The organism is Bacillus sp. FSL H8-0547, assembly GCA_038002745.1.
Lineage (GTDB): Bacteria > Bacillota > Bacilli > Bacillales > Bacillaceae > Bacillus_P.
Genome location: JBBODD010000001.1, coordinates 2,287,777 through 2,314,045, shown reverse-complemented (window position 1 = coordinate 2,314,045; position 26,269 = coordinate 2,287,777). Strand labels below are relative to the sequence as shown.

Sequence of the window (26,269 nt, the reverse complement as noted above, 5' to 3'; positions counted from 1 at the left end):
AAAATAAGGACCACTTCTGATAAAATAAAGTTACCACACAAAATTTCATCGGGAAGAAGGGTCCTTATGTTTAAAGATTATATCATGAATCAATTAGTTTTGCCTTTAGATTTGGAAGTGAAATTACAAGATAATGATATTGCGTTTCATGTCCACCACTTAGTTGAAAGCATTCCTCCTGAAGCCTTTGAATCCTTTCTTCGAAAGGAAGGCTGTCCTTCCTATCATCCACGCATGATGCTGAAAATTATCTTATGTGCCTATACGCAATCTGTGTTCTCAGGTCGCAAGATCGAAGCGTTGTTAAAAGACAGCCTTCGCATGATGTGGCTGGCACAAGGATACGAGCCCAGTTACCGCACGATTAACCGTTTCCGTGTTCAATCCGACGTAAAAGAGTTAATCCGCCAGTGTTTTGTGCAATTTCGATGCCAATTGATTGAAGAAAAACTGATTGATCAAGAGGCCATTTTTATTGATGGTACGAAGATTGAGGCGAACGCAAATAAGTTTACCTTCGTCTGGAAGAAATCCGTTGAAAAATACCAACAAAGTCTCGTGGAAAGATCAAACCAGTTATACAATGAGCTGTTGGAAAACGAGATCATCCCTGAGATGAAACGTGAAAGTGATGAACAGTTATCACTGAAAGAACTCACCCAAATGGCTGAAAAAGTAGACGATGTCGTAACCGAGTATGATAAACATAAACAAATCGAAGCTTCAACAGATGTTTCAGAACGGAAAGCGTTACGAACGGAGCGCAAATACCCGAAACAAGTGCGAAAGCAGTTGCTGGACTTTATTTTGCGCAAACAGAAATACCAACGGGACCTTGAGATCTTAGGAAAACGGAATAGTTATTCAAAAACAGATCCGGATGCGACATTCATGCGAATGAAAGAAGATTATATGCAAAACGGACAGCTAAAAGCCGGTTACAACGTGCAGATCGCAACCGAAGCCCAATATACACTTGCCTACAGTCTATTCTGGAATCCCACCGATACACGTACACTGATTCCCTTTTTAGATGAGATGGAGAAGAATTACTTCGAGCTGCCGAATCACATCGTCGCAGATGCAGGGTATGGAAGTGAACAAAATTACCATGATATCCTCTCGAATCGAAACCGCGAAGCTCTGATTACATATAACATGTATTTGAAAGAACAAAAGAAGAAGCACAAACAGAACATTCTTCATCCGGACAACTGGGCCTATGATAAAGAATCCGACAGCTACACCTGCCCAAATCAAAAACAGCTGACATTCCGCTTTTCATCTACCCGTCAAGACCGAACAGGTTTTCAACGGAACTACAAAGTGTATGTGTGTGAAGACTGTTCAGGATGTCCATTTCGTTCATCGTGTACAAAAGCGAAAGAAGAAAACAATCGAAGACTCATGTTGAATGAGGAATGGGAGAAGCAAAAAGAATATGTAAAAGAGAAGCTTTCAGAGGAAAAAACAGGTGCCATCTATCGAAGACGCAAAATCGATGTGGAACCAGTTTTTGGATTCTTGAAGGCTAATTTGCGTTTCGTTCGATTTTCTGTACGAGGAAAATCGAAGGTCGAAAACGAAATGGGCCTCGCGTTAATGGCAGTGAATCTAAGAAAATTCACTGCCAACCATTAAGGTAGCAGAATGACTTCCTTCATAAAACAGAAAAAGGCGAATTTGAGCAAGCTCAAATTCGCCTTTTTCATTATTCGAAGCTAGTTATGTCCCAGCCTCTTTCTTTTTATACATATCTTAAGCCAATTCGATTGTTGAAGGTCTGATTCTTATTTTTAAAAACAAAAAAGTTGTTAGAATAGTCAATGGTCAGCTCATGATCATAGGCTTCTTCAAAATCATGATCAACCAGGATGCTTAGCTTTTCCGCCTCCAGTATTTTTTCATATTCTGCCGGATTGCGCTTAGGGACGACTCTCATTTCATAAAGTGTATTCACAATGTCACAGCTTCCGCGGTCAAGCGAGAGCTGAAGCATTTTATCTTCCGGAATGTCTTTCAGCTGTTCCATTGCAATGTCTGTGACAGTCATTTTCATTTCTCATCCTCCTTCGGAACCAATATTTCAATATGCCGTTTTAAATTTCCAATTTTCACAGGCAGCTTATCCCCTTCATCCCCGTCAACATTCGCAATCATTTCGTATGTAGAGGAAACATCTACCTCGGGAACTTTTAAGTAGACAACCTGCTCGCTTTCTGCCAGATCCCCGGTCAGAACTTTTGGAAGCAGCAGAAGAAATTGAGGCAGGGCCATATCTTTTATGATCATGACGTGCAGTTTGCCGTCGTTGACCTTTGCTTCCGGCGCAATGGTTTCAAACCCGCCCACCGAATTCGTCAGGGCGATCAGCATGAGCAGCGCCTCTCCCTCCCACACGCCCTCTTCATGCTTGACGCGGAGTTCAAACGGCTGCTTTTCCTTCATTTTTTTTACCCCTTCGACAATGTAGGCGAGCGGACCAAGCTTTGTTTTCTGTTCAACAGGCGTTGAAAAAGATGCCTCTGCAAGAGCTCCTACAGCAACAATATTAATGAAATAGCGGTCGTTTATCTTGCCTACATCTGTCCGCCTTGAATGCCGCTGCTCCATCATGGCGATTGCGTCTTCCGGATCCAGCGGGATATTCAGCGCCCTTGCAAAATCATTGACCGTACCAAGCGGGATAAGGCCGAAAAGCGGCCTGTGCTCCTGTTCAGCTATGCCATTGATTGCTTCATTAATCGTTCCGTCACCGCCCATTGCCGCAACAAAATCAAGCCTCCGTTCGCAGGCTTCGCGTGCAAAGTCTCTGGCGTCCCCTTCCCCCTCAGTTTCCCGCAGTTCTGTTTCATAGCCCATCTTTTTCATTGTTTCCAGGGCATGTTCCGTATATTCCGCTCCTTTTTCCTTGCCTGAAGATGGATTAACAATCAGCATCGCCTGCTTCAAACCCGATTCCCCCTTGAATGTGTTCTTTTCTATGGCTTTACCCTTATTCTGTATTATTTGAACCTGTTAGATTGATGGATTGTTGATTTTTCTATGAAAAGAAAGCGTGATTGCACTCCGATTGTTATTTTTGAATTGTACCCATTCCCTTGCGCTCCAGTCACTTGCTTTCCGCGGGGAGTGCCGGAAGCTTCCTCGCTGCGCTTGCGGGATCTTCCGTGCCCTCTTTATCCCCCAGAAAAGCGGAAGCGCCCGTTTTGCTCCGGCAGTCAGATAAGAAATCACCCGAAAAGTCCGGGTTTGACTTTTTGGGGGATTTTGTTCTGACAGAGGAGTTGGGCGCTGCAGCTAGACAAGGAGTCAAGTGCCTTCCGCTACAGTCCACTGGTGCATATAAGTTGTTCCTAGAAACAGCAAAATTCACGAATTGAACCAAAAGAAAAAGCACTGCCAAGTCATATGGCAATGCTTCTAAAGCGCAGCGATCCGTTCATAAATATCCCGAAGGTTACGGCAGCCCTCTTTTTTCACATCTTCAATGTAGCCGCACCAGAGTTTGGCAGTCATGACGGCGTCACCGAGGGCATGATGCCGGTCAGTCACAGGGATCGACCGGTGTTCGCACAGGTCTTCAAGCCTGACATAATCCGTATGGGGTTCAGCAATCCTCTGAAGAAAGGAAGTATCGACGATCCGGTGCTTGAAGGGTGCCCGGAAATGCTTCCAGCTTGCGTGCTGCATAAACTTCTTTTCATGCGATGAGTGATGCGCTACAAGGGTGTCACCTTTCACAAATTTAAAAAACTGAATAAGTGCTTCCTCAAGCGCCGGTGCCCCTTCCAATTCCGCTTCTGTAATCCCTGTCAGCGTGCTGATTTCATCAGGAAGGCCGTTTTCATGACGGACAAGTGTATAAAACCGCTCGTCTTCGAGCATCTCGCTCCCCTTCACTTTCACCGCACCGATTGAGATGATTTCATTTCCCTGTTCAGGAAAAAAACCCGTCGTTTCAATATCAAACACGACAGCGGAAAACTCTTCTAAAGGAACAGACATCACTTCCTCAGCCTTCATCTCCCGCTGAAGCTGCCTTAAAAAGGCAATCTGCTGGGAATTCTGCCCGCCCTGTGCCGTCCCGAAAACACTCGTCTGAAACTTGCCGTGCACTTCCCGGATAAAATGAATAAACGGATTCGACTTCATGAATGAACACCCTTTTCAATGATCACTTGAACGTAGTGATGCAGCTTCTTCCCGTTTTTTAAAATGGTTTTCAGTTCCTTCTTTTCCGCCCGGGTGAGGTCCTGTACAGGCAGATAATGCACATCATCATACTCTTTAATTCTCTTTAAATTCGACATCCGGAACTGAAGCAATCGCTGAAAACTGTCTTTATAGATTTCAAGGTCATTTTTATATTCATCGTGCCGGGAAAGGCCGTTTATCCGGTCAAGGGTGGAGGATTCCATGATCCCTTCTTTAATAGCAAGAATTCTCACCGCATTGACATACGGAAGAAATGCGGCCTGTTTAATGTTCAGGCACCCCTGATAATGGCCGCTGCTTTCTGTAAAGATCTGGCCGAGCGGTCCGACAGACGGTTTGATGTGCATGATGGTATCCAAAAACCGTTTCAGAAGCTTTGGCGACTGCTTTTGATAACTGTCCACTCTTTGCTTTAAACGGATAAGCAGCTTATCATTTCCCGCCATCGTTCTTGCATCAATGAAGATCTGCAGGTATCTCATCGATTCAAAGCTGACATCCTCCATCCATTTGTCGAGCTGCCCTTCATATCCTTCTGCCGACTTGCACCATAAAGGATTTGAGCTCATCACTTTTCCTTCGCAATAAGGGTAGCCTGCAGCATGAAGTCCATCCGATAGTTCTTTTCCGAGAGCCAGAAAATATTCCTCTTCAGCTGCACCGCTTTTTTCATACACCATCCCGTGATCCTGGTCGCTTACGACCGCCTGTTCAAACCTCCCTGCACTCCCCATGACAAACCACGCATAGGGCGAAGGAGGATCCCCTTTCTCCTCCTTCACAATCTGCAGAGACCTTTCGAAAACCGCCCGCATGACCCGGTCATGAAACACATTCAGCGAATACGCATCAGACATATGATTCTGAATCTCTTTCTCTCTCCACTCCCTGATTGACCCGTAGCTATCTCCCATGAACCGCACGTCCCTTTCGCTCCATTACGAGCTGACCTTATCCTCTTTTGATAAGAATACTTCAGGATAGCCGTAACTTCCATGCTCACTCATATCAAGACCCATTATTTCTTCTTCCTCTGTCACACGCAGGCCGCCCATCAGCTTTTTCACTGCGAAAAGAATAACGAATGAAACGATGAAGGCATAAGCACCTGACACCCCAACACCCATAATCTGGACGCCAAGCTGTTCAAAGCCTCCTCCGTAGAAAAGTCCCGGCTTTCCGACAGTTGCGAGTTCCGGTGCTGCAAAGAATCCGGTTGAAATGGTTCCCCAAACTCCTGCCGCACCATGAACAGATAAGGCAAAAATCGGATCGTCTATTCTTTTCTTTTCAAAAAATCTCACACTATAAAAAACTAGAATTCCGGCAACAAATCCGATTAGAACAGCTGCCCACGTTTCAACAAATGCACATGAAGCGGTAATCGCGACAAGCCCGGCAAGTGCCCCGTTCAGCATCGTCGGAACATCTGATTTCCCAAGAACAGCCCATGAAACAAGGAGAGCTGCAACCGCGCCTGCAGCAGCCGCAAGATTCGTATTAAGAGCCACATAGCCGAAAAAGCCATCTTCCACTCCAAGCGTACTTGCAGCATTAAAGCCGAACCAGCCAATCCACAGCACGAGCACACCAAGAGCCGTAAAGACCTGGTTGTGGCCGAAAATATTGTTGGCAGAGCCATCCTGATTAAATTTTCCGAAGCGGGGCTTTAACAGAATTGTAGCAGCTAAAGCAGCCATAGCACCTGTTAAATGAACAACGGTGGAACCGGCAAAGTCCTGCTTGCCGTGCTCTGCAAGCCATCCGCCTCCCCAAATCCAGTGAGCGACTACAGGATACACCAGCGCCGAAAACAGCACAGTGAACACAAGATAAACCGAGAGTTTCGCGCGCTCAGCAAATCCGCCAAGAGCAATGGTAATCGCAATTCCTGCGAATGCAAGCTGAAAAAGAAAGAAAACAGATGATGATAAATTCATCCCCTCAAGCTCATATCCTGAGTAGAAAAAATGAGACAGTCCAACAAAGAAATTGGAGTTGTCACCGAAAATAAATCCGAATCCAACCGCCCAGAAGATAAGCGATGCAAGACCAAACGTAAAGATCGTTTTCCCTGCAATATGTCCTGCATTTTTCATTCTGGTCGAGCCCGCTTCAAGCAGAATAAATCCTCCCTGCATAAGTATGACAAGAATGGCACCCAGCACCACCCATAAACTGTTTAATAAATACACCGAATCCAATTGAATGTCCTCCCTGATGGTTTTTACCTTACATTAGATGTTATAAAATATAACATTAAACTATTATTCTTTATTCTATCTGAATATTAATTGTTGTCAACCAGTTTTCTGTAAATCATGTCATAAATCCTAACATTGATGAATTGACCTATATTTTCATAACGGGAATTGTCCGGCTACGCTTTTCTCATGGACATTTTTCCCTTTTTAAGGTAAAATTATATTGTGAAGTTTTTCACATAATAACGGGAGGGTGTTGCACTGTGGCACAGGAAAAAATAAACCGTGTAGTGCTTGTAGGAACCGGATTTGTAGGATCAAGCTATGCGTTTGCTCTTATGAATCAGGGAATAGCAGATGAACTGATTCTGATTGACGCGAATGCCGAAAAAGCCCTTGGAGATGTCATGGATCTGAATCACGGAAAAGTCTTTGCTCCGAATCCGACTGCCATCAGACTCGGAAACTATGAAGATTGCAAACACGCAGACCTTGTTGTTATTTGTGCAGGCGCCAACCAGAAGAAAGGCGAAACACGCCTTGACCTTGTTTCAAAAAACCTGAAGATTTTCAAAGAAATTACCGAGAGTGTCATGCAATCAGGGTTTGACGGCATTTTTCTCGTTGCAACAAATCCCGTCGATATTCTCACGTATGCTACATGGAAATACAGCGGACTGCCTCAGGAAAAAGTAATTGGTTCAGGGACAATCCTTGATACATCCAGATTCCGCTACCTGCTTGGAGATTACTTTAAAATTGCTCCGAACAACGTTCACGCCTACATCATCGGCGAGCACGGAGACAGCGAGCTGCCTGTCTACAGCACTGCGGACGTCGGAGGCATACCTGTTATGAAAATGATTGAACGAAACAGCACTTATAAAAAAGAAGACCTGGATGAGATTTTTAAAAATGTGCGCGATGCAGCCTATCAGATTATTGAGAGAAAAGGCGCCACGTATTACGGCATTGCCATGGGCCTTGTCCGCATCACAAGAGCCATCTTTCATAACGAAAATTGCGTGCTCACCGTTTCTGCACGTCTCGACGGACAATACGGCGAATCTGATGTTTACATCGGTGTGCCCGCCGTTATTAACCGCGACGGCATCAGGGAAATCGTAGAGCTTGACTTAAGCGCAGACGAACAGAGCAAGTTCCGGCACAGCGCAGGGGTGCTGAAGGAGATCCTGACTCCGTTTTGGCCGGGAGATGCACCTGCTTAAGGAAGAAAGAGAGGAAGACTGAAGCACTCCGGCTCTTGGGAAGCCGGAGTGTTTTGCGTTGGAATGTGAGCTTTTTAGCAGATGAATGAGAGAGAGTATGATTAGAGATTGGATTGTTCCCTTTAGCTGCGGCAGAATTGTCTGAAGAGTCATATAGGCAGAAGTTTGTGACCGCCAGACATGACGAAGACCTCTTAAGGGTCATAAATTCCCAAAAGCACTTATTCCACCCAAAAAAACACGAACCCCGTAAGGTCCGTGTTCTTCCAATCTAGCTGTCTCTTTTTTCTTTTACTCTTAATAGACGCAATCCGTTGGCTGTCACAAGCAGGGTTGCTCCCATGTCTGCGAAAATGGCGATCCAGAGGGTCAGCCAGCCGGGAATGACAAGAAGCAGCGCGAGGAGCTTAAGGCCGAGTGCAAACGCGATGTTCTGCTTGATGATGACAAGGGTTCTGCGGCTTAAGTCAATGGCAAACGGCAGCTTCTTCAAGTCATCTCCCATCAGCGCTACGTCCGCTGTTTCAAGCGCCGTATCGGTTCCGGCTCCGCCCATGGCTATTCCTACTGAAGCTGCTGCAAGAGCAGGAGCATCGTTTACTCCGTCACCCACCATAGCGGTCTTGCCATAGGTCTGCTGCACATCTTTAACGGCTGTTAATTTATCTTCCGGAAGAAGGTCCGCTTTTATATCCGAAACGCCGAGCTGTCTGCCCACCGCTTCAGCAGTTGCTGCATGGTCTCCCGTCAGCATTACGGTCTTGCTGATCCCAAGCTCCTTCAGCTGATCGATCACCCTGATGCTGCTGTCCCGCACCTCATCTGCTGCAGCTAAAAGAGCAAGCGGCCCTTTATCTGTACCCGCAAGCATAACGGTTTTTCCTTCTCTCTGCAGGGACTGCATTCTTTCGGTCCATTCAAAATCCAGCTTAGCGGATTCCTCAAATAAAGACTGATTACCCACATAAACCCACTCGCCGTCAACTTTTCCTTTCAGTCCTTTTCCTGTGACAGATATAAAGTTTTCGACCACTGGAGATTCAAACGAAAGATTCAAATCTCTGGCCTTCTTTAAGACAGCTGATGCAAGCGGATGCTGTGATTTGTTTTCAAGAGCGGCAACCTTTGTGAAAAATTCATCTTCAGAACGGCCTCCTGCAAGAACTTCAAAATCCGTAACAGCCGGTGTTCCTTTAGTTAAGGTTCCTGTTTTATCAAAAGCAACAGCCTTAATGCTGCCAAGCTCTTCAAGGTAAATACCGCCTTTAATAAGCACTCCGTTCCGAGCCGCATTGCCGATTGCCGTTACAATAGATACAGGTGTAGAAATGACGAGTGCACACGGGCATCCCACGACTAAAACAGCAAGCCCCTGATAAATCCACGTCTCCCATGCACCGCCAAGAAGCAATGGCGGAAGAACAGCAACCAACAACGCGACAGCCATAATGGCAGGCGTGTAATATTTCGCAAACTTATCAACAAATGCCTGTGAAGGGGCGCGCTCAGCCTGAGCCTCTTCCACAAGATGGATGATTTTTGAAATAGCCGTATCTTCTGCAAGCTTTGTGACCTCAACTTCAAGAAATCCTTCTTCGTTCAGCGTTCCGGCAAACACATCTGTACCGGGGCTTTTTTCGGCAGGCATTGATTCACCGGTAATCGGAGCCTGGTTAACAGAAGAAAATCCTTTTATAACCCTTCCGTCCATAGCGATTTTTTGTCCCGGTTTGACAATCATTAAATCTCCGACCTCAATGTCATCCACCCCAACCTGCGATTCCTGGCCATTTCTCCTGATCAGGGCGGTTTTCGGGGCAATTTCCATTAAAGAACGAATCGACCGGCGCGCCCTGTCCATCGAATAGGATTCAAGCGCTTCGCTGATGGCAAAGAGGATCACAACAACTGCCCCTTCACTCCACTCTCCAATGATTGCAGCGCCAATGACAGCGATTGTCATAAGCGTTCTCATATCGAATTCGAGGCGCATCAGATTTTTAAATCCCGTGAGGAAAAGCGAATATCCCCCAATGATCATTGCAGCCAGAAAAGCCAGAATAGACGGCATACTTTCTTCTCCATATGCAAAAAGAGAATAGTAACCGAAAGCAATGAAACCTATTGATGCGAGCAATGCCGCATGCTTTTTAATAAAAGGCTCTGCCGGCGTTTCCACAGCCCCTTTTTCAGGGAGTATTTTCAGGTGCTCAAACGCACCGGCTTTCTCAATTTCTTTGATACTGGCTTTCCCTATCACGGTCAGCTTGGCGGCACCGAAGTTCACTTTCGCATCCGTCACTCCGTCAAGTTCCTTTACGTTCCGCTCAAACTTCCCGGCGCAGCCTGCACATGTAAAACCTTGTACCCGGTACACATTCCTCTCGGCTGATTGTTCAGCTTCCATGGATGCTCATCTCCTCTTGATGAACAAAAGCAATCCGAATCTGCTGCTTTACAAGCTCATCATCCAATGAATAATAGACAAGTTTTCCTTCTTTCCGGAACTTTGCAAGACCGGAATTCTTCAAAAGCCGCAAATGGTGCGATGCGGTTGCTGTTGTTGTGCCGGTGATGGCCGCTGCATCACAGACACAAAGCTCGCCCTCTTCTAAAAGAGCACAAGCAATTTTAAGTCTCGTTTCGTCAGCAAGTGCTTTATAGATTCTCACAGCCCTGCCTGTATCCAGCTGTGCAGCCTTTCTTTTTGCCCGCTCCACTTTCTCTGAGTGAACACAAGTGATTTCACAAACATCCTGCAGATTCATTTACATCACACCCCACATTCAAATCATCGTTTGAATAAAGTATATGCATGAAAATATGAACAGTCAAACAATTATTTGAATGTTTGTAAAAACAGAACATTTTCCCTATAATAAAGGAACAATCGCCCGGAGAAGGAGAATATCAATGTCTAATGAAAAACACGGGTCCTATCAGGACTTGGATGAAGAAACGCTGTTTATCGCATCGCAGACATTCAAAGCATTGTCAGATCCTACGAGACTCCGCATCTTAAATCTCCTGACACAGGGAGAACACTCGGTCAATGAAATAGCCGAAACCTTATCTCTCCTGCAGTCAACCGTTTCCCACCAGCTCAGATTTTTGAAAAACTTGCGCCTGGTCAAATTCCGGAGAGAAGGCACCACCTTATTTTATTCACACGATGACGAACATGTTATCGGGCTTCTTAAACAGATGATCGAGCATGCGCAGCATTAAAAAGACAGCAGAAAAGCTCCGGGATTCGGGGCTTTCTTTTAATTGGCTTTTAATTACAGTGCTCATCTCCGCAGCAGCCCGATCCTTTCCAGTCCACCTGAATGGTTGTATGGTGAAGGCCAAATTGGTCATGAAGCAGTTTGTTCGCTTCCCTCAGGACGGCCTGATGTTCCATCCCTTCCTCTACTTCAAGATGACAGCTCAGTGCAGGAAAATCGGATGTAATGGACCAGACATGCAGATCGTGCACCCCGAGCACACGGTCCATGTTCAGCAGAGCGTTTTTAATTTCATCCAGATTCAAGTTGCCCGGAACACCCTCCATCAAAATATGAAAAGAATCTTTTGTGACCCGAAATCCGCTGATGATGATTAAAATGGCCACAACGATACTTGCAATCGGGTCTGCTGCTCCCCAGCCGAAAAACATGATCAGCAAGGCGGCAATGATAGCACCGACAGAACCAAGCATATCCCCGATTACATGGAGGAATGCACTTCTGATATTCAAATTGTCGTCCTTATCACCCTTCATCAGAATAAAGGCAGCTGCAATATTAACCAAAAGGCCGATGCTTGAAATAATCAGCATCCCCGAGCTGACAACTTCCGGAGGATCCACAAACCGCTGATAGGCTTCTACGAAAATAAAAATGGAAATGAGAATCAGCGTCAGACCGTTAATAAACGCTGCAAGTATTTCAAACCGTTTGTACCCGAATGTCTTAGAAGAGGATGCCCCTTTTGCCCCGAATACCAGCGCCAGATAACTTAAGCCCAGTGCAGCCGCATCACTCAGCATATGACCTGCATCAGACAGCAGAGCCAGGCTGTTTGTCAAAAGCCCCCCTATTACTTCCGCGATCATAAAGAGAGCAATAAGCGCAAACGCAAAAAGCAATGCTTTCTTATTGTTCGTATGGTGGTGGTGATGCCCATCATGACCACGGCTGTGCGAATGTCCCATCCAAATCCCTCCGTTCTTCTTATATATGAATATATGCTCATATATATTATTTCAAAACATTTTGTTTTGTGCAAGGTGTAATTAGCTTTTGCATTTCTATTTTAATTATCAGGTTTGTACGCTCGCCAATATGAAAAAACAGCCGCATCCCCTGCGGCTGTTTCTTTTAATAAATATCTCTTCTCGAAAAGACAAAAAACGATACGATGAGACCACAAACGGCCCATACGCCGAGGACGGTCATGGAAAATCCGAGCGACATCCCGCTGATCGGAGGCGACATGCCCGCTACATAGTCTGTGAGCCTCAAGTTGACCATGAACAGGTATTTCGCTGATTCCCATGAAGACACCATATTGGCAAGGATGGCTCCTGCAATCAGAGCAGCAAGCATGACGCCCATGACGGATGCCGTGCTTTTCATGAGCACTGACAGGGTAAAGGTCAGCGTGCCGACTACAACGGCAACGAACCAGACGAGACCGAGCTCCATCAGGATGTACTGCCACTGATCAATCAGCTGGACATTCTCCGTATTCAGATCCTCCCCGCTCACGGTAAATCCCGTCAATATCGGCATCGTCCATCCCCCATATCCAAAGACGACACCGGATATGAGATAGGATAGTACCCCAAGCGAGAGTACAATAAACGATACGGACAAAAGCAGGGTGATGTATTTACTAAGAAGGATTTTCCACCTCTTCACCGGCCTTGTCAGCAGCAGTTTGATTGTCCCCCTGTTCGCTTCGGAGGAGACGAGATCGGCTGCTATGACCATGACCATGAGCGGCAGAAGAAGATCAATGGAATTTTCGGCAAACATCCTCATGAACGTCGGTGCTCCAGGCGCACTTGGATTGATGTCATTGTCCAGGTAGTACTGCTGCTGCTCCATTCGGATCTGCATGTATTTTTTCCATTCAGCCGAAATGCCGCTTGAGCTTAAGCGGTTTTGGGCATTGATAATTTCCTGCTGCAGCTGAGTGCGCCAGTCTGTTGTTCCAAGCTCCTCCTGAAGCTGCTGCGCTTCCTTCATTTGTGCATAGGTGAAAAGGCCGACAAGGACAGCGAGAATACCCGCGATTATGAACAGCCGCTTTTTGCGGATGATTTTGATCATTTCGTTGTAGACAAGATTAATCAATGGTTTCACCTTCAGTCAGTTCAATGAACAGGTCTTCAAGAGTCGGGAGTTTCACCTGTATTTCTTTTACTTTAACGCCGGCTGAAACGAGCTTCCCGTTCCAGTCCGGGATATGTTCTTCTTCATGATATGTGACGACCTGCTGATCGAAGTCTGACAGGATGGCTGTTACCGCTGCCAGCACTTCTTTCCCTTTTTCAGGAGGATCAAGCTTCCAGATGACTCTTTCTTTCTCTGATAAAAGGTGTTCTACTGTATCCACTTTTAAAACAGAGCCTTTTGATATAATCGCCACTCTGTCGCACATCAGCTGAATTTCGCTGAGCAAATGAGAGGATACAAGTACACTCAGTCCTTCTTTTTCCGCCAGGAACCGGATGAATTCCCGCATTTCCCTGATGCCCACAGGATCGAGGCCGTTTGTCGGCTCATCAAGGATGAGCACATCCGGTTTGCCAAGAAGAGCCTGGGCAATGCCGAGCCGCTGGCGCATTCCAAGGGAATATGTGCTTACGCGGTCGTCAATTCTGTTCTGCAGTCCGACAAGGTCCACCACTTCCTGTATCCGTTCCTTTGGAAGCCCGGGAACCATGCGCCAGAAATACTGAAGGTTTTCCCGGCCTGTCAGGTAAGGGTAAAGTTCAGGGTTTTCCACAATGCACCCGATGTGACTGATGGCTTTTGAAAAATCCGTCTTTAAATCATGGCCGCAGATTGTTATCTTGCCTGACGTTGCTTTGATGAGTCCGACAAGCATCCGGATTGTCGTTGTCTTTCCTGCTCCGTTTGGTCCGAGAAAGCCGAATACTTCTCCTTTTTGGAGCTGAAACGATATGCCTTTAATGATCTCTTTTCGCCCGATTTTCTTTTTAAGATCAGTCACTGCGAGCGTTGTCTGCTTACTGCTCATCCTGCTTCTCCTCCCCGCTGAACACAATCAATGATGAAAGCCTCTCTCCGATCAGCTTATAGCCTTCTGAGTTAGGATGAAATTTATCGCTGTAAAGATAGTCATTCACGTTCTGCTCAAATAAATCAAACGTCGGAACCATGATGACATTTGGGTATTTCGCTGCCGTCTCTGCGGATTCAAAATTCCACTGTCTGACAACAGCGGACGTTGTTTTTGCATCTTCAAGGTCATTAAACGGGTTATAGAGGCCGACATAATAAAGCACGGCATCCTTATTTATTTCGCGAATTTCGCTGAAAATGGCATCCAGGTTCTTAACATAGGCTTCTCTTGCAGCTTCATTTGCAGAAGCATTCAGATTTTCCAAAGCCTGTCCGCCCTGGAACAAATCATTTCCGCCAATCGTCATGACAATAGTATCTGCTGAGCGGAGCTGCCTCTTAATTTCAGGCTTTTGGAGCTGACCTATGACGTCGTTTGAGACTTGCCCTTTTACAGCCAGATTAGTCAGGTTAATCTCTTTTTCTGTCTTTTTTCCCAGCTCATCCATCATGTAGCCGATGTATCCTTTACCGGACTGATCCCCGGTTCCCCGCGTTAAAGAATCTCCAAGCGCGACAATCTGATACTCACCGTCGCTCGAAGCGCTTACTTCTTCCTTTTCACTCTGACCGGGAGATTGCATTGCAGCCGGCCCGCTGAAAAAATAATGCTGAATGGTCCATCCAAGTCCAAATATCCATAAAGCGGTTGCCAGCACGGACAAAATGCCGATAAACTTTGCTGCAGTTGGTTTCAAACGATCACCTTTTCCTAACGTGTTATCCATCAATTTACATGAAAACACAAGCACAGTGCAACTTTGAGTACGTTCCATCCAGGACAAATTTGACCATTGTTCAAGCTTTCGCCATATTTTCTCCCTGTTTGTGTATAGTAAAAAAACGGGTATGGCTCAGTAACAGAGGAGGCGCTAAATGAATAAAGAAATAAAGGCTTTCGTATTTGATGTATACGGCACACTTTTTGATGTGCATTCCGTAAAGAAAAAAGCTGATGAACTTTATGATGGAAGAGGAGAAGAGATCAGCAGGATATGGCGGCAAAAGCAGCTGGAATATTCTTTTCTTCGCCAGATCATGGGCAACTATGAAACGTTTTTAACCGTCACAAGAAACGCGCTGGCATACACCCTTCGTTCACTGCATCTGGAGAATTCACCGCAAAATGAAGAGCTTCTTATAGATGAATATAAAAAGCTGGAATGCTACCCTGAAACGGAGCAGGTTCTGCAAAAGCTCTCAGGTAAAAAACTGGCTGTCTTTTCAAATGGATCCCATGATATGCTGGATCCCCTCATTGAACAGTCAGGACTTGCCCCTCTTTTTGACACTATTATCAGTGTGGATCATGCGAAGCAATTCAAACCTTCCCCCGCTTCCTACACCCTTGTCTTAAAAGAACTGGGGGTGGAGCGGGAAAACGTGCTTTTCATGTCATCAAATGGATGGGATATTTCCGGTGCCCGCAATTTTGGATTCCAGACAGCGTGGATTAACCGGGGAGGCATGCCCGCTGAAGAGCTTGGGCTAAAGCCGCACAGTATGTACGAAGATTTAAACGGGATTTTGGAGTGGAGATAATTTTTCGGTTATCTGGCAGGGTACGCAAACCAATAAAAAGCCTGCTCACAGAGAGCAGGCTTTTACTGTCAATTATTAATATACTTTTCAAACACACTGCCAAAATCTTTAATATGATACTGCTCGCGTACAGAAGTCATCCAAGTGAACCCAAAGTCCGTCAGATCTCTGTATGTATCCGCAAGCTTTGCATCATCCGTTCTTGAATTTTGCAGAACGGTTACTGCTTTATCAAGGCTTTGAGACGCCATATCGATGTAGATGGCATTCTCATGTGTAGTTTCAGCGATGCGAAGAAGGGATTTGTACAGGTCCTTCAGCTGTTCAATTTGATCTTTGCGCACGTCAATGTCAAAGCGCTGACTGCCCAGTGTGAACTTGATTTCAACGTCCATATCAATTTTGCCTGCTGTTTCAAGCATCACATCTGAAAACTTATGCTGTGCGTATGGAAAGCGTTTCAATGTTCGCTTTGAAGAGACTGCATTTGCACCATCTACATGGATAAAGGCAAGATTCGTAAAGCAGTACTCGTCTGCTTTTGTCTTAATTAAGAAGTAGATTTTCTCGTTGTCTTCATGCATCACATAATCGTCTGCATCTGTTTTATCAAAGTCTTGAGGGCTGATAATCGTGCCGATATCTGACAGGCCAAGTGCTTCTGAAGCGATCTTTTTAAACATGGTTTTCATCCTTCCTTGTTTAGCATCTCCCTAATTTTAACAAGAGGCAGAAGGATTGGGAACCGTTTTTTTATAAAAGAGCAGCAAATCAACCGATCATCTGCTGCTCTTTCAATTAAAGAATATCGAGCCAGATCTTCACTGCTGTAGCCAAAATCAAGACAGCGAGAATGATCTGAAGCACTTTCGTATTCACTTTTTTCCCTGCTATCGCCCCAAGCGGAGAAGCAATTAAACTTGCAGCGACCATAATCAGCGCAGGATAGTAGTCAACCTGGCCTGTGGTTATTTTCCCGACAGTTGCTCCAATGGATGAAATGAATGTAATTGCAAGCGACGAAGCAATCGTCATTCTTGTAGGAATTTTAAGAACCACGAGCATAATCGGTACAAGCAAGAATGCCCCGGCTGCACCGACAATTCCTGATCCAATACCTACAATCAGTGCTAGAACAGCTGCAAGCCATTTGTTAAACGTTACTTGATCAAGAGGAATATCATCGATGCCCTTTTTAGGAATGAACATCATGACAGCTGCAATTAAAGCGAGTACTCCGTAGATTACATTAATGCCTTCCTCAGACATCGCTTTAGAACCGAAGCCTCCGATAAAGCTACCGATTAAGATACTTGCACCCATATACAGAATGAGCTGCTTATTCAAATATCCGCCTTTTCTGTAGGCCCACACACCGCCGATTGTTGCAAAGAAAACCTGCACGGCACTGATTCCCGATACTTCATGGGCGCTGAAGGCTACAAGCCCAAATAAAGGCGGAATGTAAAGCAGCATCGGATATTTTATGATTGAACCGCCGATTCCAAGCATCCCGGAAATGTATGAACCGATAAAACCGATTAAGAAAATAGTGATAATAAATGCAAAATCCATGGTTGAGTCACTCTCCTTATTAGAAAAGGGAACCCGAACCGGTTCCCTCTCTCTTTATCCTTTTTTAATCCAGAACTTGAAGACACTGTTTTCTTCTTCGTGTTTCACAAGCTCATGGCCGCCCGATTTTGCCCAGGCTGTAAGGTCCGCCTTTGCACCTTTGTCTGTTGCATGTACTTCAAGCACCTGTCCTGATTCAAGATCAGCCATCGCTTTTTTTGTTCTGACGATTGGCATTGGACATGCTAAACCTTTTGCGTCTAATACTTTTGCTATTTCCATTATAAAATTCCTCCCAGAGTTGATTTAAAGTTTGATTATCTTACTGCACAGCGGTTTGGACCGATTTCCATTTCACGCTGCTGCTCTTCGTCCGGGGTGATTTTCCCCATATTTGTTTCGCGAATCTCCTGGTACGCATTTGGCTGCGGAGGAAGATTCTCTGTTACAAGCTTTCTGAACTCATTTTCATCTTCAATGTTTAAGCCATGGTTCTTTTCAAACAGAACACCGAGCTTCTCAGAAACACTGCCATCGTCATTCAACTCATCAATCATCATGAAATGAGCCGGAAGGACAAGAAGATCCTCTGACAGTTCTTTATAGCGCTTATAAAGACTCTCGCGCAAATCGCCAACCCAGTCTTCTGCCATACCCGCAAGATCCGGTCTTCCAATGGAATCGATGAAAAGAATATCACCTGAAAGCAGATATTTCTCATCTATGACGAAGGAAGTTGATCCAATCGTGTGGCCCGGTGAATACAGGGCATGGATAGTGATTGTCGTACTGCCGATTGTCACATCTGTCCCGCCTTCTAAGGCGTTGTAATCAAAGGTTACTTCACCAGCATCCTTTGGAGGCAGCCAGTAGGCAGCGCCTGTTTTCTCCGCGATGATTCTTCCGCCGGAAATATGATCCGCGTGCAGATGCGTATCAAACACATGCTTAATGGCTGCACCCTTCTCTTTTGCAAACTGGAGATAAAGATCCGTCATACGCGTTGAATCAATAATCGCTGCTTCACCGTCTGAAATGACCATGTAGGAAAGACAGCCTTTCCCGATGCGGACGAACTGGTAGATCTCGCCGCCGTTCTTCAAATCTCCGACTTTTACAGGCTCGAGATGCTCACTCCATGCTTTCATGCCGCCTTTTAAATACGACACAGATAAGCCTTCCTCAGCAAGCATTTCGCCGATCATAATGCTCGATCCTTCTTTTGCACAAACGACTAATACGTCACGATCTGTCGGAATCTGATCTAAAATTTCTTCAACCCCATCAAGCAAATCAAAATATGGGATATTTAAATAGCTGAAGTTCTCGCCTTCGATTTTCCAATCCTGAAAATCACTTTCGTTGCGGACATCCAAGATGAATAAAGGCTGTTTATCAAACACCTTTTTCGTTACTTCTTTTGCTGTCATCACATTCAAAGTCATGATCAATTACCCCCTTAGGTATATTTAACGGTAAAAAAAATTGTTAGATGCTTTCTGTTTTCCCAGACCATGCAGTCATGCCGGGAACAACGTTTTTCACATTGGCAAATCCATTGCCTGCAAGTTTTTGAGCGGCAAGATCACTTCTGCTTCCAGTGCGGCATACAACGTAAATCTCGTCTTCTTTTTTCAGCTCGTTCATCCGGTCTTCAAGCTCGCCAAGCGGAATAGAGATTGCATTCGGAATGTGCTCAAACGCATATTCTGCGGCTTCCCGTACATCAAGAATCACAATGTTGCTGTCTTCAAGCTTTGTTTCAAGCTCTTCATTTCTGCTTACATGAGGATACGTTTTCTCTTTTGTTTCCTCTGCTGATGATTTTCTTACGTAGTGCTTCAGCACAGTTCCTTCTTCAATCGTTCCTAAATACTGGTGTCCGGCGCTTCCTGCCCAGGCTTTCAGGTCAGCCTTGGATCCTTTGTCTGTAGCAAGCACCTCAAGTACTTGCCCGGGTTCAAGATCTTTCATCGCTTTTTTTGTCTTTACGATTGGCATTGGGCATGCAAGTCCTTTTGCATCAAGTGTCAAATCTGTTTTCAGCGTATTCATCTTCATTCCTCCTAATGGTCTTAATACATTTTTCTGTGAAAATTACTCCGTTTTTCCTTCCCACTCAAGCATTCCGCCAGTCATGTTAATAACCTTGAATCCCTGGCTTTTAAGAAACTGGGCTGCGCGGCCGCTTCTTCCGCCTGAACGGCAGACCATTGTGTATTCCTTCGTCTTCTCAAGCTCATGCATGCGGAACTCAAGAAGCCCCAAAGGAATGGTCATTGCACCGGGAATTTTGCCGGCTGCTGTTTCATCCGGTTCCCTGACATCAATCACCGTTAAGTCTTTAAGCGACGCTTCCACTTCTTTTGCTGTCATTTGCTTCATTCTCATTTGACCTCCTTAATTCCAGGCGTTCATTCCGCCCTTAACGTTTGTCACATCTTTAAAACCAAGCTTCTTTAATGTTTTGCAGGCACTCTGGCTTCGCATTCCGCTCTGGCAGATCACGACAACCTCACGATCCTTTGAAAGAAGCTGTGCCTTTTGATCCAATTGGTGCAGCGGCATATTTTTAAACCCCTTAAGGTGTCTCCCCTTATACTCTGCAGGAGTCCTGACATCAATAAACTGTTTGCTGCGGTCATCCAGCTGCTCTTTAAGCTGAGCGGTTGAAATTGTATGAATCCCTTTTGCAGGCATGAGCCTTTTAATAAGAAACAATAAAAGTAAGCCAATAAGAACGTATTGCACAATCTCCAACTCTGTTCACACCTTTCCTGTTAGATAAACAGATTGACATTGCCGTCTTCTGCATCTGCCAAATAAGCGGCAACACCGGCATATTCAATGTTATCAAGAAGCTCTTTTTCCTGAAGGCCGAGCAGATCCATCGTCATCGTGCAGGCTACAAGCTTGATATCCTGTTCCTGAGCCATTTCAATCAGCTGCGGAAGCGGTATAGCGTTGTGCTTTTTCATCACATCTTTAATAATTTTTGGACCCATTCCGGCAAAATTCATTTTGGAGAGTCCCATTTTATCTGCACCGCGCGGCATCATTTTGCCGAACATTTTTTCCATAAAGCCTTTCTTAACAGCGATCGGCTCATCTTTGCGAAGGGCATTCAATCCCCAGAATGTGTGAAAAATGGTTACTTCATGATCGTACGCTGCTGCGCCGTTTGCAATAATGTAAGCGGCCATTGCTTTATCGTAATCACCGCTGAAAAGAACGATGGTTGTTTTTTTAGTTTCTGACATGTATTGTTCCTCCTATATTTACCCCTAAGGGTATTAATTCAGATAAAAAAATTTACCTTTACCCCTATGGGTATAAATGTAATGAAAAATAAATAGGGTGTCAACCCTTTTATTTTATCTGCTTCTTACCAGCAGATTAACAGCTTCCTTAACCAGATCTTCCGTGTTATGGCCTTCTTCATTTGCGGCCCGTACACATTCCACCAGGTTAGAGCTTACAACGACACCAATTGTACGGTCAATTGCTGTTCTTGTGGCAGACAGCTGTGTAATCACATCTTTGCAGTCTTTCTCTTCTTCCATCATCCGAAGAATGCCTCTGAGCTGACCTTCAATCCGCTTAACCCGGTTTTTCATTTGATCATTGTACTCCATGTTCTTCTCTCCTTTCTTTAAGCATTTATAGTGGCAATCGTACACCCTTTAACCTGAAATCCTTTTTGCTTCAGAATACGGATGCCGAAATTTCTCTGCACCTTGCTCGATGCAATCACATGAATGTGTTTATGCTGAATTTCCTTATAATATCTGTGCAAATAGGCAACCGGGATATTTCTTGCAACAGGTACAGGATTCTTATAAGACTCATTGTAAGCTCTCAGATCCAGTACCATAATCCCGTCTGCCGGCTGATCCGGCATGCTGCTGCAGGCGATCCCCCGCACAGGAAAGCAGCGGTTATATAGTAAAATACATGATAACATGATTAAACTTAAAAACAAACCAATCAACGATAGCATCTCCCCGTTAAACGATTTGATGTGAACAAGACTTATAATATACCCCTTTGGGTATTTTGTCAACAAGCCGGTTCGAACTTTTTTTAGAAAATCAGTCTAACTTTTTTACCAGCCTGCGTCATTCTTTTGAGTGCTGCCACTTTTTCAGGTAATGGCTATTCATTTCTGGCGTCATTCGCTTGAGTGCTGCCACTTTTTCAGGTGATGGCTATTCATTTCTGGCGTCATTCGCTTGAGTGCTGCCACTTTTTCAGGTGATTAATTTGCTTTTGTGGTGTCACTCACTCGAGTGCTGCCACTTTTTCGGGTGATCAATTCGCTTTTGTGGTGTCACTCACTCGAGTGCTGCCACTTTTTTCACTGAGGTTCCTAATAAATGACGTCACCGGAACGTCACTGCTGATTTAGTCAGCTTCAGAATGAATGGTGACTTGCATACCGTCTGGAGCAGTCAAAGCGTAGATTTTTTCACCTTGCTCAAACATCGGTCCATCAAGCTTGACTCCTCTGGCTGAAGCAAACTCAGCAAACTCGTCTGCATCATCAACAATGAGCTGAAGCATGACGGATTCTAACATGCAGTCACTCTTCTTCCAAAACTCAAGCTGGCTGGCACCCGCAGCAAAAACACCGCCATAATGATCATCTGTTTCCTTTCGCCTATTTGGAATCCCAAGCTTATTCTCAAGAAAATCAGCCATTTCCATACTGTGCTCAGATACTGTTACGTACCGATACCCTAATACGTTCATGCTTCTTAAACCTCCTGCTCAATTTAAGTTCACTACTTGCATTGTCTGTTGATTTTTCAAGAAATATACTCTGCCGATATCTGACAAAACCAAAAACAGACCAGCCTCAAAGGCTGATCTGTTGTCATTTATTTTGTATGGTGGAGACGGTGGGAGTCGAACCCACGTCCAGAAACATCGGCACCATAGCGTCTACGAGTGTAGTTGATATATTTGGGATTCGCTGACTCGTATGCCTATCAACGGGCGTCGGAGCAGCTAGTCTGATTGATCTCTTCCCTTATCCCCAGACGGAGGCATCAGGCGTAGCCCACTTAGAGTGAGTCCCTTACCCTACCACATGGGCGATGGAGGGAGGAACCGCTATAGACTGTTATTAAGCAGCTAGAGCGAAGTTGTTGTTTTGTTTGCCAGTTATTATTGGCTTTGACGTTTTGACGAGGACGATCCCCTCGACTCGCAGCTACAGCTCGAACTATCCCTGTCGAATCCGTAACGTCCCCATGATATAAGGTTCAGCATGGAAATGAATCCAAGCCTCACATGGGTGTTCGGAGACGCTCGATATCAAGCTGAGCGTATATGAAATTGTGTGTTTGTCTTACATGTTTCATTATAGCAGAACGACGCAAAATATCAATTGTAAGTTATTGTCAATCAATAATCCTTCTGACGTTCGCGGAAAGCACGCTCGACTTCTCTTTTTGCTTCTTTCTTCTTCAGGTCTTCACGCTTGTCGTATTTCTTTTTACCCTTTCCGAGTCCGATTAAAACTTTGGCAAAGCCGTTTTTCAGGTAAACTTTTAAAGGGACAAGTGCGTAGCCTTCTTCTTTTGTCAGCCCGATCAGCTTGCTGATTTCTTTTTTATGAAGCAGCAGCTTTCGCGTTCTCAAAGGTTCGTGGTTGTAGCGATTTCCCTGTTCATAAGGTGAAATGTGCATGTTGTGAAGAAAAACTTCACCCTGCTGCACTCTCGCAAAAGAATCTTTCAAATTCACGCGTCCGGCGCGGATCGCTTTTATTTCTGTCCCCTGAAGGACGATGCCCGTTTCATACGTTTCTTCAATGGCATAATCATGGTTTGCTTTTTTATTCTGCGCAACGACTTTTCCGGTTCCTTTTGGCATGCTGCATCCCCTTTCTCTCTCTATGGCGATAGCCTCTATTTTAGCAAAAGATTAAAGGAAAAGGAAGCCTGAGGCTCCCTGTCCATTCTATCTGTTATTGCTTTTTCTTCTTTTTCGTCTTCCTTTTTGCCACAGGGGTATTCTGGAACGACTTCTTTTTCTTTTTCTTCTTTTTGTTGGGATTCTGGTTGCTCCAGCCGTCCTCCACACTGCCGTTTCGTTCAGCAGGCTTCCTTCTGTCATCAGAAGCAGATTTCCTTCTGTTTCTGCCTTCTTTTGCCCCGCTGCGCTTTCCGCGGTCTCCCTTGATGACTTTAGGAGCATCTTTGGCTGAACGGCGTCTTGTGCCTTTCATGCCGACAATTTCAAAATCTACTGCACGTTCGTCTTTATTGACATTCACGACACGTACGGTGATTTCATCCCCTATGCGGTACACAGTTCCCGTGCGCTCGCCGATCATCGCATAATTGCGCTCATCGTAGCGGTAGTAATCGTCTGTCAGATAGCTGACATGGACAAGTCCTTCAATCGTATTCGGCAGCTCGACGAACATGCCGAAGTTTGTGACAGAACTGATGATGCCGTCGTATTCCTCACCGACTTTATCGAGCATGTACTCTGCTTTTTTCAGATCATCTGTTTCGCGCTCAGCATCCACTGCGCGGCGCTCCATGTTTGATGACTGATCCGCGATCATCTCCATCTTTTCAGCCCATTTAGCCTTTGTAGCTTCATCCACTTTGCCTTCAATTAAATAAGTCCGGATCAAACGATGGACAATCAAGTCAGGGTAACGGCGGATCGGAGATGTGAAATGCGTATAGAACTCTGTTGATAAACCAAAGTGTCCAAGGCTTTCCGGATCATATTTAGCCTGCTTCATGGAGCGGAGCATGACGGTTGAAATGACCATCTCTTCAGGCTGGCCGGCTACATCATCCAGAATATCCTGGAGCGCACGCGGATGAATCGTATCGGCTGTTCCTTTTACGGAGTATCCGAAGTTTGTGACAAACTCAAGGAAACGCTGCAGCTTCTCCGTATTCGGCTCCTCGTGAATCCGGTAGATAAACGGAACCTTCATCCAGTGAAAATGCTCGGCAACTGTTTCGTTTGCCAGAAGCATGAATTCTTCAATTAAACGCTCGGCAACGGTCCGCTCCCGAAGAACGACTTCTGTCGGCTTTCCGTCTTTATCAACAAGCACTTTTGCTTCTTTAAAGTCAAAATCGATCGCTCCGCGGCTCATCCGCTTATTGCGAAGGATTTGCGCAAGCTTTTCCATGCGCTTGAACATCGGAATCAGCGGCTCGTATTTTTCAAGCAACTCAGGCTTCTCATCAACAAGAATTTCTTTTACATCTGAGTAAGTCATCCGCTCCGTTGTTTTTATGACACTTTGGAAAATTTCGTGATTCACAACTTCTCCCGCGCTGTTAATTTCCATCTCACACGAGAGTGTAAAACGGTCAACCTTCGGATTAAGCGAGCAGATTCCGTTTGACAGACGGTGGGGAATCATTGGAATAACCCGGTCTACCAAATAAACACTCGTAGCACGCTCTAGCGCTTCTTTATCAATTGGCGAACCTTCCGTTACATAATGACTGACATCAGCAATATGAACGCCAAGTTTATAGTTTCCGTTATCGAGCTCAGTCACCGTGACTGCGTCATCAAGATCCTTTGCATCCGCTCCGTCAATCGTCACAATCATTTCATTGCGGAGGTCGCGGCGGTCCTTGATGTCTTCTTCCCGGATTGTCTCAGGAACTTCATTAGCCTGTTCAAGCACTTCTACAGGGAACGCCTGAGGAAGGCCATGTTTATGGATAACCGAAAGAATATCCACACCAGGATCATTTTTGTGCCCGAGAATCGCTGTCACTTCCCCTTCAGCACTCATTCTGCCTTCAGGGTAGGTTGTCAGCTTCACAACGACCTTATGCCCTTCAATCGCGCCATTAGAGGCTTTTTTAGGGATGAAAATATCATTGGGAATCTTTTTATCATCCGGAATCACAAATCCGAAGTTTTTGCTTTCCGTATACGTTCCGACAACCTCTTTCAGGCCGCGTTCAACGATGCGGATGACGGTCCCTTCCTGCCTGCTGCCGCTTGATTCTGTGCTGACTCTGACAAGCACCGTATCACCGTGCATGGCATTGTTAAGCTCACCCGGCGGAATAAAGATATCATCCTGGCCCGGCTCCTCGGTGACTAAAAAGGCAAACCCCTTGGCATGCCCGCTGAGCTTTCCGCGGAAGAGATTCATCCTTTCCGGAATTCCGTAGCGGTTGCTGCGAGTTCTGACAACAAGCCCTTTTTCCTCCATCACAACAAGAGCCTTCACGAACTCTTTAAACTCAGAGGATTCCTTTATCCCAAATGCCTCTTCAAGCTCCTGAACGGTCAGGGGCTTGTACGCTTCCTCCTTCATAAAAGAAAGCAATTTTTCTATATGTATTTCAATTTGCTGATCCATTTGCGTCCCTCCTTTAATTTACTGCCAGTCAAGACCTTCCAGGAACTCGTAAACGTCTGCATGAAGCTGCTCGCGCTCTTTATCGAGTGTAATGACATGTCCTGATTCTTCGTACCATTTAATTTTTTTATTGTCTGTTTCCACTTCGTTATAAATAATATTTGCACTGTCTGTATTAATCATGTGGTCGTGCCTTGCCTGTGCTACAAATGCAGGCGCGTAAACCATGTCTACATTATTCCTCACATCAGCAATCAGCTCTTGAAGTGCTTTCAGGGTATTCATCGGCGTTTTCTCAAATTGCTTCATTTCCTCTTCGATTTGCGCCTCTGTTTTCCCTTCGAATTTTTTAAAATTGCGGGCATATTCAAGGATTCCTTTATACATCACTTCTTCGCTCTTGATGTACATCGGCGCGCACATCGGCACAATACCCTTTACAGGTACAGTGTAACCCAATTTGACCGAAAACACACCGCCCAGCGACAATCCGGCAACCGCAATCGATTCATGTCCCCGGTCCTTAAGCAGCTGATAGCCCTCCATAACGTCTTTCCACCAGTCTTCAGGACCCGTATGAACAAGCTCTTCAGGCGGCACTCCATGACCCTTGTACTGCGGGGCATGACACGTGTAGCCTCTTTCATTCAAATAGCGTCCAAGCATCCTAACATCCGCTGTGTTCCCTGTAAAACCGTGCAGCAGCAAAACAGCACGGTCTCCCCCTTCAAACGTAAACGGCTTCGGCAAAACTCTTTTCATTTTGAAAAACTCCTT

The 26,269-nt window shown here is 45.3% G+C and carries 28 protein-coding genes, 1 other RNA gene and 1 pseudogene; 4 read left to right on the top strand and 26 right to left on the bottom strand.

What is annotated here, in order from left to right; all coding sequences use genetic code 11:
• Positions 1-66 precede the first annotated feature (66 nt).
• Positions 67-1,641 carry an IS1182 family transposase gene (locus MHB63_11375; protein ID MEK3807131.1) on the top strand — a complete coding sequence of 525 codons (1,575 nt, stop codon included), beginning with the start codon at positions 67-69 and terminating at the stop codon, positions 1,639-1,641.
• Positions 1,642-1,747: 106 nt separating this feature from the next.
• Here MHB63_11375 and MHB63_11370 read toward each other — a convergent pair whose 3' ends face one another.
• The 5 genes from MHB63_11370 to MHB63_11350 all read right to left on the bottom strand — a co-directional run bounded on the left by MHB63_11370 (position 1,748) and on the right by MHB63_11350 (position 6,422).
• Positions 1,748-2,059: an iron-sulfur cluster biosynthesis family protein gene (locus MHB63_11370; protein ID MEK3807130.1), complete on the bottom strand. Its 312-nt coding sequence runs from the start codon at positions 2,057-2,059 to the stop codon at positions 1,748-1,750.
• Positions 2,056-2,952: a YegS/Rv2252/BmrU family lipid kinase gene (locus tag MHB63_11365; protein MEK3807129.1), complete on the bottom strand. Its 897-nt coding sequence runs from the start codon at positions 2,950-2,952 to the stop codon at positions 2,056-2,058. Before MHB63_11365 ends, MHB63_11370 begins: the two co-directional genes overlap by 4 nt.
• Positions 2,953-3,423: 471 nt before the next feature.
• On the bottom strand, positions 3,424-4,155 hold the full coding sequence (locus tag MHB63_11360) for an exonuclease domain-containing protein (protein ID MEK3807128.1): 732 nt from the start codon (positions 4,153-4,155) through the stop codon (positions 3,424-3,426).
• The gene (locus tag MHB63_11355) at positions 4,152-5,132 is read right to left on the bottom strand and encodes a DUF294 nucleotidyltransferase-like domain-containing protein (GenBank protein ID MEK3807127.1); all 981 of its coding nucleotides are present in this window, start codon (positions 5,130-5,132) and stop codon (positions 4,152-4,154) included. The genes MHB63_11360 and MHB63_11355 overlap by 4 nt, the downstream gene beginning before the upstream one ends.
• 24 nt (positions 5,133-5,156) lie before the next feature.
• On the bottom strand, positions 5,157-6,422 hold the full coding sequence (locus MHB63_11350) for an ammonium transporter (protein MEK3807126.1): 1,266 nt from the start codon (positions 6,420-6,422) through the stop codon (positions 5,157-5,159).
• A 263-nt stretch (positions 6,423-6,685) separates the two neighbouring features.
• Here MHB63_11350 and MHB63_11345 point away from each other — a divergent pair, with 263 nt between their 5' ends.
• Entirely contained in the window at positions 6,686-7,651 is a 966-nt protein-coding gene (locus MHB63_11345) for an L-lactate dehydrogenase (protein MEK3807125.1), read from the top strand.
• Between the two features lie 271 nt (positions 7,652-7,922).
• On the opposite strand, the gene MHB63_11340 is transcribed toward MHB63_11345, so the two are convergent.
• Positions 7,923-10,058, bottom strand: coding sequence for a heavy metal translocating P-type ATPase (locus tag MHB63_11340; protein MEK3807124.1), 2,136 nt, complete (start codon positions 10,056-10,058; stop codon positions 7,923-7,925).
• On the bottom strand, positions 10,048-10,419 hold the full coding sequence (locus MHB63_11335) for a metalloregulator ArsR/SmtB family transcription factor (GenBank protein MEK3807123.1): 372 nt from the start codon (positions 10,417-10,419) through the stop codon (positions 10,048-10,050). Before MHB63_11335 ends, MHB63_11340 begins: the two co-directional genes overlap by 11 nt.
• 145 nt (positions 10,420-10,564) lie before the next feature.
• Here MHB63_11335 and MHB63_11330 point away from each other — a divergent pair, with 145 nt between their 5' ends.
• Complete coding sequence (locus MHB63_11330; GenBank protein ID MEK3807122.1) at positions 10,565-10,879, top strand: metalloregulator ArsR/SmtB family transcription factor; 315 nt, start codon at positions 10,565-10,567, stop codon at positions 10,877-10,879.
• A 49-nt stretch (positions 10,880-10,928) separates the two neighbouring features.
• Here the strand turns inward: MHB63_11330 and MHB63_11325 are convergent, their stop codons facing one another.
• The 4 genes from MHB63_11325 to MHB63_11310 all read right to left on the bottom strand — a co-directional run bounded on the left by MHB63_11325 (position 10,929) and on the right by MHB63_11310 (position 14,705).
• Complete coding sequence (locus tag MHB63_11325; GenBank protein ID MEK3807121.1) at positions 10,929-11,846, bottom strand: cation diffusion facilitator family transporter; 918 nt, start codon at positions 11,844-11,846, stop codon at positions 10,929-10,931.
• A 166-nt stretch (positions 11,847-12,012) separates the two neighbouring features.
• Entirely contained in the window at positions 12,013-12,993 is a 981-nt protein-coding gene (locus tag MHB63_11320; protein ID MEK3807120.1) for an ABC transporter permease, read from the bottom strand.
• Positions 12,986-13,903: an ABC transporter ATP-binding protein gene (locus MHB63_11315; protein MEK3807119.1), complete on the bottom strand. Its 918-nt coding sequence runs from the start codon at positions 13,901-13,903 to the stop codon at positions 12,986-12,988. The genes MHB63_11320 and MHB63_11315 overlap by 8 nt, the downstream gene beginning before the upstream one ends.
• Entirely contained in the window at positions 13,893-14,705 is an 813-nt protein-coding gene (locus MHB63_11310) for an SGNH/GDSL hydrolase family protein (protein ID MEK3807118.1), read from the bottom strand. Before MHB63_11310 ends, MHB63_11315 begins: the two co-directional genes overlap by 11 nt.
• Before the next feature lie 178 nt (positions 14,706-14,883).
• Between MHB63_11310 and MHB63_11305 the strand changes: the two genes are divergently transcribed.
• Entirely contained in the window at positions 14,884-15,549 is a 666-nt protein-coding gene (locus MHB63_11305; GenBank protein ID MEK3807117.1) for a haloacid dehalogenase type II, read from the top strand.
• Positions 15,550-15,617: 68 nt separating this feature from the next.
• Here MHB63_11305 and MHB63_11300 read toward each other — a convergent pair whose 3' ends face one another.
• From MHB63_11300 to MHB63_11230, 15 genes and pseudogenes are all read right to left on the bottom strand, one after another.
• Entirely contained in the window at positions 15,618-16,232 is a 615-nt protein-coding gene (locus MHB63_11300; GenBank protein MEK3807116.1) for a PH domain-containing protein, read from the bottom strand.
• Between the two features lie 115 nt (positions 16,233-16,347).
• Positions 16,348-17,124, bottom strand: coding sequence for a sulfite exporter TauE/SafE family protein (locus MHB63_11295; protein ID MEK3807115.1), 777 nt, complete (start codon positions 17,122-17,124; stop codon positions 16,348-16,350).
• A gap of 54 nt (positions 17,125-17,178) precedes the next feature.
• A complete protein-coding gene (locus tag MHB63_11290; GenBank protein MEK3807114.1) occupies positions 17,179-17,406 on the bottom strand; it encodes a sulfurtransferase TusA family protein in 228 nt (75 codons plus the stop codon).
• A 35-nt stretch (positions 17,407-17,441) separates the two neighbouring features.
• A pseudogene (locus MHB63_11285) lies at positions 17,442-18,576 on the bottom strand (MBL fold metallo-hydrolase).
• 36 nt (positions 18,577-18,612) lie between these two features.
• Positions 18,613-19,179, bottom strand: a complete 567-nt coding sequence (locus MHB63_11280) for a sulfurtransferase TusA family protein (GenBank protein ID MEK3807113.1) — start codon at positions 19,177-19,179, stop codon at positions 18,613-18,615.
• Between the two features lie 42 nt (positions 19,180-19,221).
• A complete protein-coding gene (locus MHB63_11275; protein ID MEK3807112.1) occupies positions 19,222-19,509 on the bottom strand; it encodes a rhodanese-like domain-containing protein in 288 nt (95 codons plus the stop codon).
• A 15-nt stretch (positions 19,510-19,524) separates the two neighbouring features.
• The gene (locus tag MHB63_11270; protein ID MEK3807111.1) at positions 19,525-19,884 is read right to left on the bottom strand and encodes a rhodanese-like domain-containing protein; all 360 of its coding nucleotides are present in this window, start codon (positions 19,882-19,884) and stop codon (positions 19,525-19,527) included.
• A 20-nt stretch (positions 19,885-19,904) separates the two neighbouring features.
• Entirely contained in the window at positions 19,905-20,384 is a 480-nt protein-coding gene (locus tag MHB63_11265; GenBank protein ID MEK3807110.1) for a DsrE/DsrF/DrsH-like family protein, read from the bottom strand.
• Between the two features lie 114 nt (positions 20,385-20,498).
• Complete coding sequence (locus MHB63_11260) at positions 20,499-20,759, bottom strand: metal-sensitive transcriptional regulator (protein ID MEK3807109.1); 261 nt, start codon at positions 20,757-20,759, stop codon at positions 20,499-20,501.
• 17 nt (positions 20,760-20,776) lie between these two features.
• Positions 20,777-21,115 (bottom strand): hypothetical protein, encoded by a 339-nt coding sequence (locus MHB63_11255; GenBank protein ID MEK3807108.1) that lies wholly within the window; start codon positions 21,113-21,115, stop codon positions 20,777-20,779.
• Between the two features lie 413 nt (positions 21,116-21,528).
• Entirely contained in the window at positions 21,529-21,876 is a 348-nt protein-coding gene (locus MHB63_11250) for a hypothetical protein (GenBank protein ID MEK3807107.1), read from the bottom strand.
• Positions 21,877-22,014: 138 nt separating this feature from the next.
• Positions 22,015-22,379, bottom strand: a transfer-messenger RNA (tmRNA) gene (ssrA, locus tag MHB63_11245).
• Between the two features lie 154 nt (positions 22,380-22,533).
• The gene (gene smpB / locus MHB63_11240) at positions 22,534-23,004 is read right to left on the bottom strand and encodes an SsrA-binding protein SmpB (GenBank protein MEK3807106.1); all 471 of its coding nucleotides are present in this window, start codon (positions 23,002-23,004) and stop codon (positions 22,534-22,536) included.
• 94 nt (positions 23,005-23,098) lie between these two features.
• The gene (gene rnr / locus MHB63_11235; protein ID MEK3807105.1) at positions 23,099-25,492 is read right to left on the bottom strand and encodes a ribonuclease R; all 2,394 of its coding nucleotides are present in this window, start codon (positions 25,490-25,492) and stop codon (positions 23,099-23,101) included.
• Positions 25,493-25,510: 18 nt separating this feature from the next.
• Positions 25,511-26,254 carry a carboxylesterase gene (locus tag MHB63_11230; protein ID MEK3807104.1) on the bottom strand — a complete coding sequence of 248 codons (744 nt, stop codon included), beginning with the start codon at positions 26,252-26,254 and terminating at the stop codon, positions 25,511-25,513.
• Positions 26,255-26,269 lie beyond the last annotated feature (15 nt).

What these genes read in the sequence shown, in the direction of transcription:
- MHB63_11375 (MEK3807131.1), top strand. Translation starts at nt 67, where the DNA reads ATGTTTAAAGATTATATCATGAATCAATTAGTTTTGCCTTTAGATTTG.
- MHB63_11370 (MEK3807130.1), bottom strand. Translation starts at nt 2,059, where the DNA reads ATGAAAATGACTGTCACAGACATTGCAATGGAACAGCTGAAAGACATT.
- MHB63_11360 (MEK3807128.1), bottom strand. Translation starts at nt 4,155, where the DNA reads ATGAAGTCGAATCCGTTTATTCATTTTATCCGGGAAGTGCACGGCAAG.
- MHB63_11355 (MEK3807127.1), bottom strand. Translation starts at nt 5,132, where the DNA reads ATGGGAGATAGCTACGGGTCAATCAGGGAGTGGAGAGAGAAAGAGATT.
- MHB63_11340 (MEK3807124.1), bottom strand. Translation starts at nt 10,058, where the DNA reads ATGGAAGCTGAACAATCAGCCGAGAGGAATGTGTACCGGGTACAAGGT.
- MHB63_11335 (MEK3807123.1), bottom strand. Translation starts at nt 10,419, where the DNA reads ATGAATCTGCAGGATGTTTGTGAAATCACTTGTGTTCACTCAGAGAAA.
- MHB63_11330 (MEK3807122.1), top strand. Translation starts at nt 10,565, where the DNA reads ATGTCTAATGAAAAACACGGGTCCTATCAGGACTTGGATGAAGAAACG.
- MHB63_11325 (MEK3807121.1), bottom strand. Translation starts at nt 11,846, where the DNA reads ATGGGACATTCGCACAGCCGTGGTCATGATGGGCATCACCACCACCAT.
- MHB63_11315 (MEK3807119.1), bottom strand. Translation starts at nt 13,903, where the DNA reads ATGAGCAGTAAGCAGACAACGCTCGCAGTGACTGATCTTAAAAAGAAA.
- MHB63_11305 (MEK3807117.1), top strand. Translation starts at nt 14,884, where the DNA reads ATGAATAAAGAAATAAAGGCTTTCGTATTTGATGTATACGGCACACTT.
- MHB63_11300 (MEK3807116.1), bottom strand. Translation starts at nt 16,232, where the DNA reads ATGTTTAAAAAGATCGCTTCAGAAGCACTTGGCCTGTCAGATATCGGC.
- MHB63_11295 (MEK3807115.1), bottom strand. Translation starts at nt 17,124, where the DNA reads ATGGATTTTGCATTTATTATCACTATTTTCTTAATCGGTTTTATCGGT.
- MHB63_11290 (MEK3807114.1), bottom strand. Translation starts at nt 17,406, where the DNA reads ATGGAAATAGCAAAAGTATTAGACGCAAAAGGTTTAGCATGTCCAATG.
- MHB63_11280 (MEK3807113.1), bottom strand. Translation starts at nt 19,179, where the DNA reads ATGAATACGCTGAAAACAGATTTGACACTTGATGCAAAAGGACTTGCA.
- MHB63_11275 (MEK3807112.1), bottom strand. Translation starts at nt 19,509, where the DNA reads ATGAAGCAAATGACAGCAAAAGAAGTGGAAGCGTCGCTTAAAGACTTA.
- MHB63_11265 (MEK3807110.1), bottom strand. Translation starts at nt 20,384, where the DNA reads ATGTCAGAAACTAAAAAAACAACCATCGTTCTTTTCAGCGGTGATTAC.
- MHB63_11260 (MEK3807109.1), bottom strand. Translation starts at nt 20,759, where the DNA reads ATGGAGTACAATGATCAAATGAAAAACCGGGTTAAGCGGATTGAAGGT.
- MHB63_11250 (MEK3807107.1), bottom strand. Translation starts at nt 21,876, where the DNA reads ATGAACGTATTAGGGTATCGGTACGTAACAGTATCTGAGCACAGTATG.
- smpB (MEK3807106.1), bottom strand. Translation starts at nt 23,004, where the DNA reads ATGCCAAAAGGAACCGGAAAAGTCGTTGCGCAGAATAAAAAAGCAAAC.
- rnr (MEK3807105.1), bottom strand. Translation starts at nt 25,492, where the DNA reads ATGGATCAGCAAATTGAAATACATATAGAAAAATTGCTTTCTTTTATG.
- MHB63_11230 (MEK3807104.1), bottom strand. Translation starts at nt 26,254, where the DNA reads ATGAAAAGAGTTTTGCCGAAGCCGTTTACGTTTGAAGGGGGAGACCGT.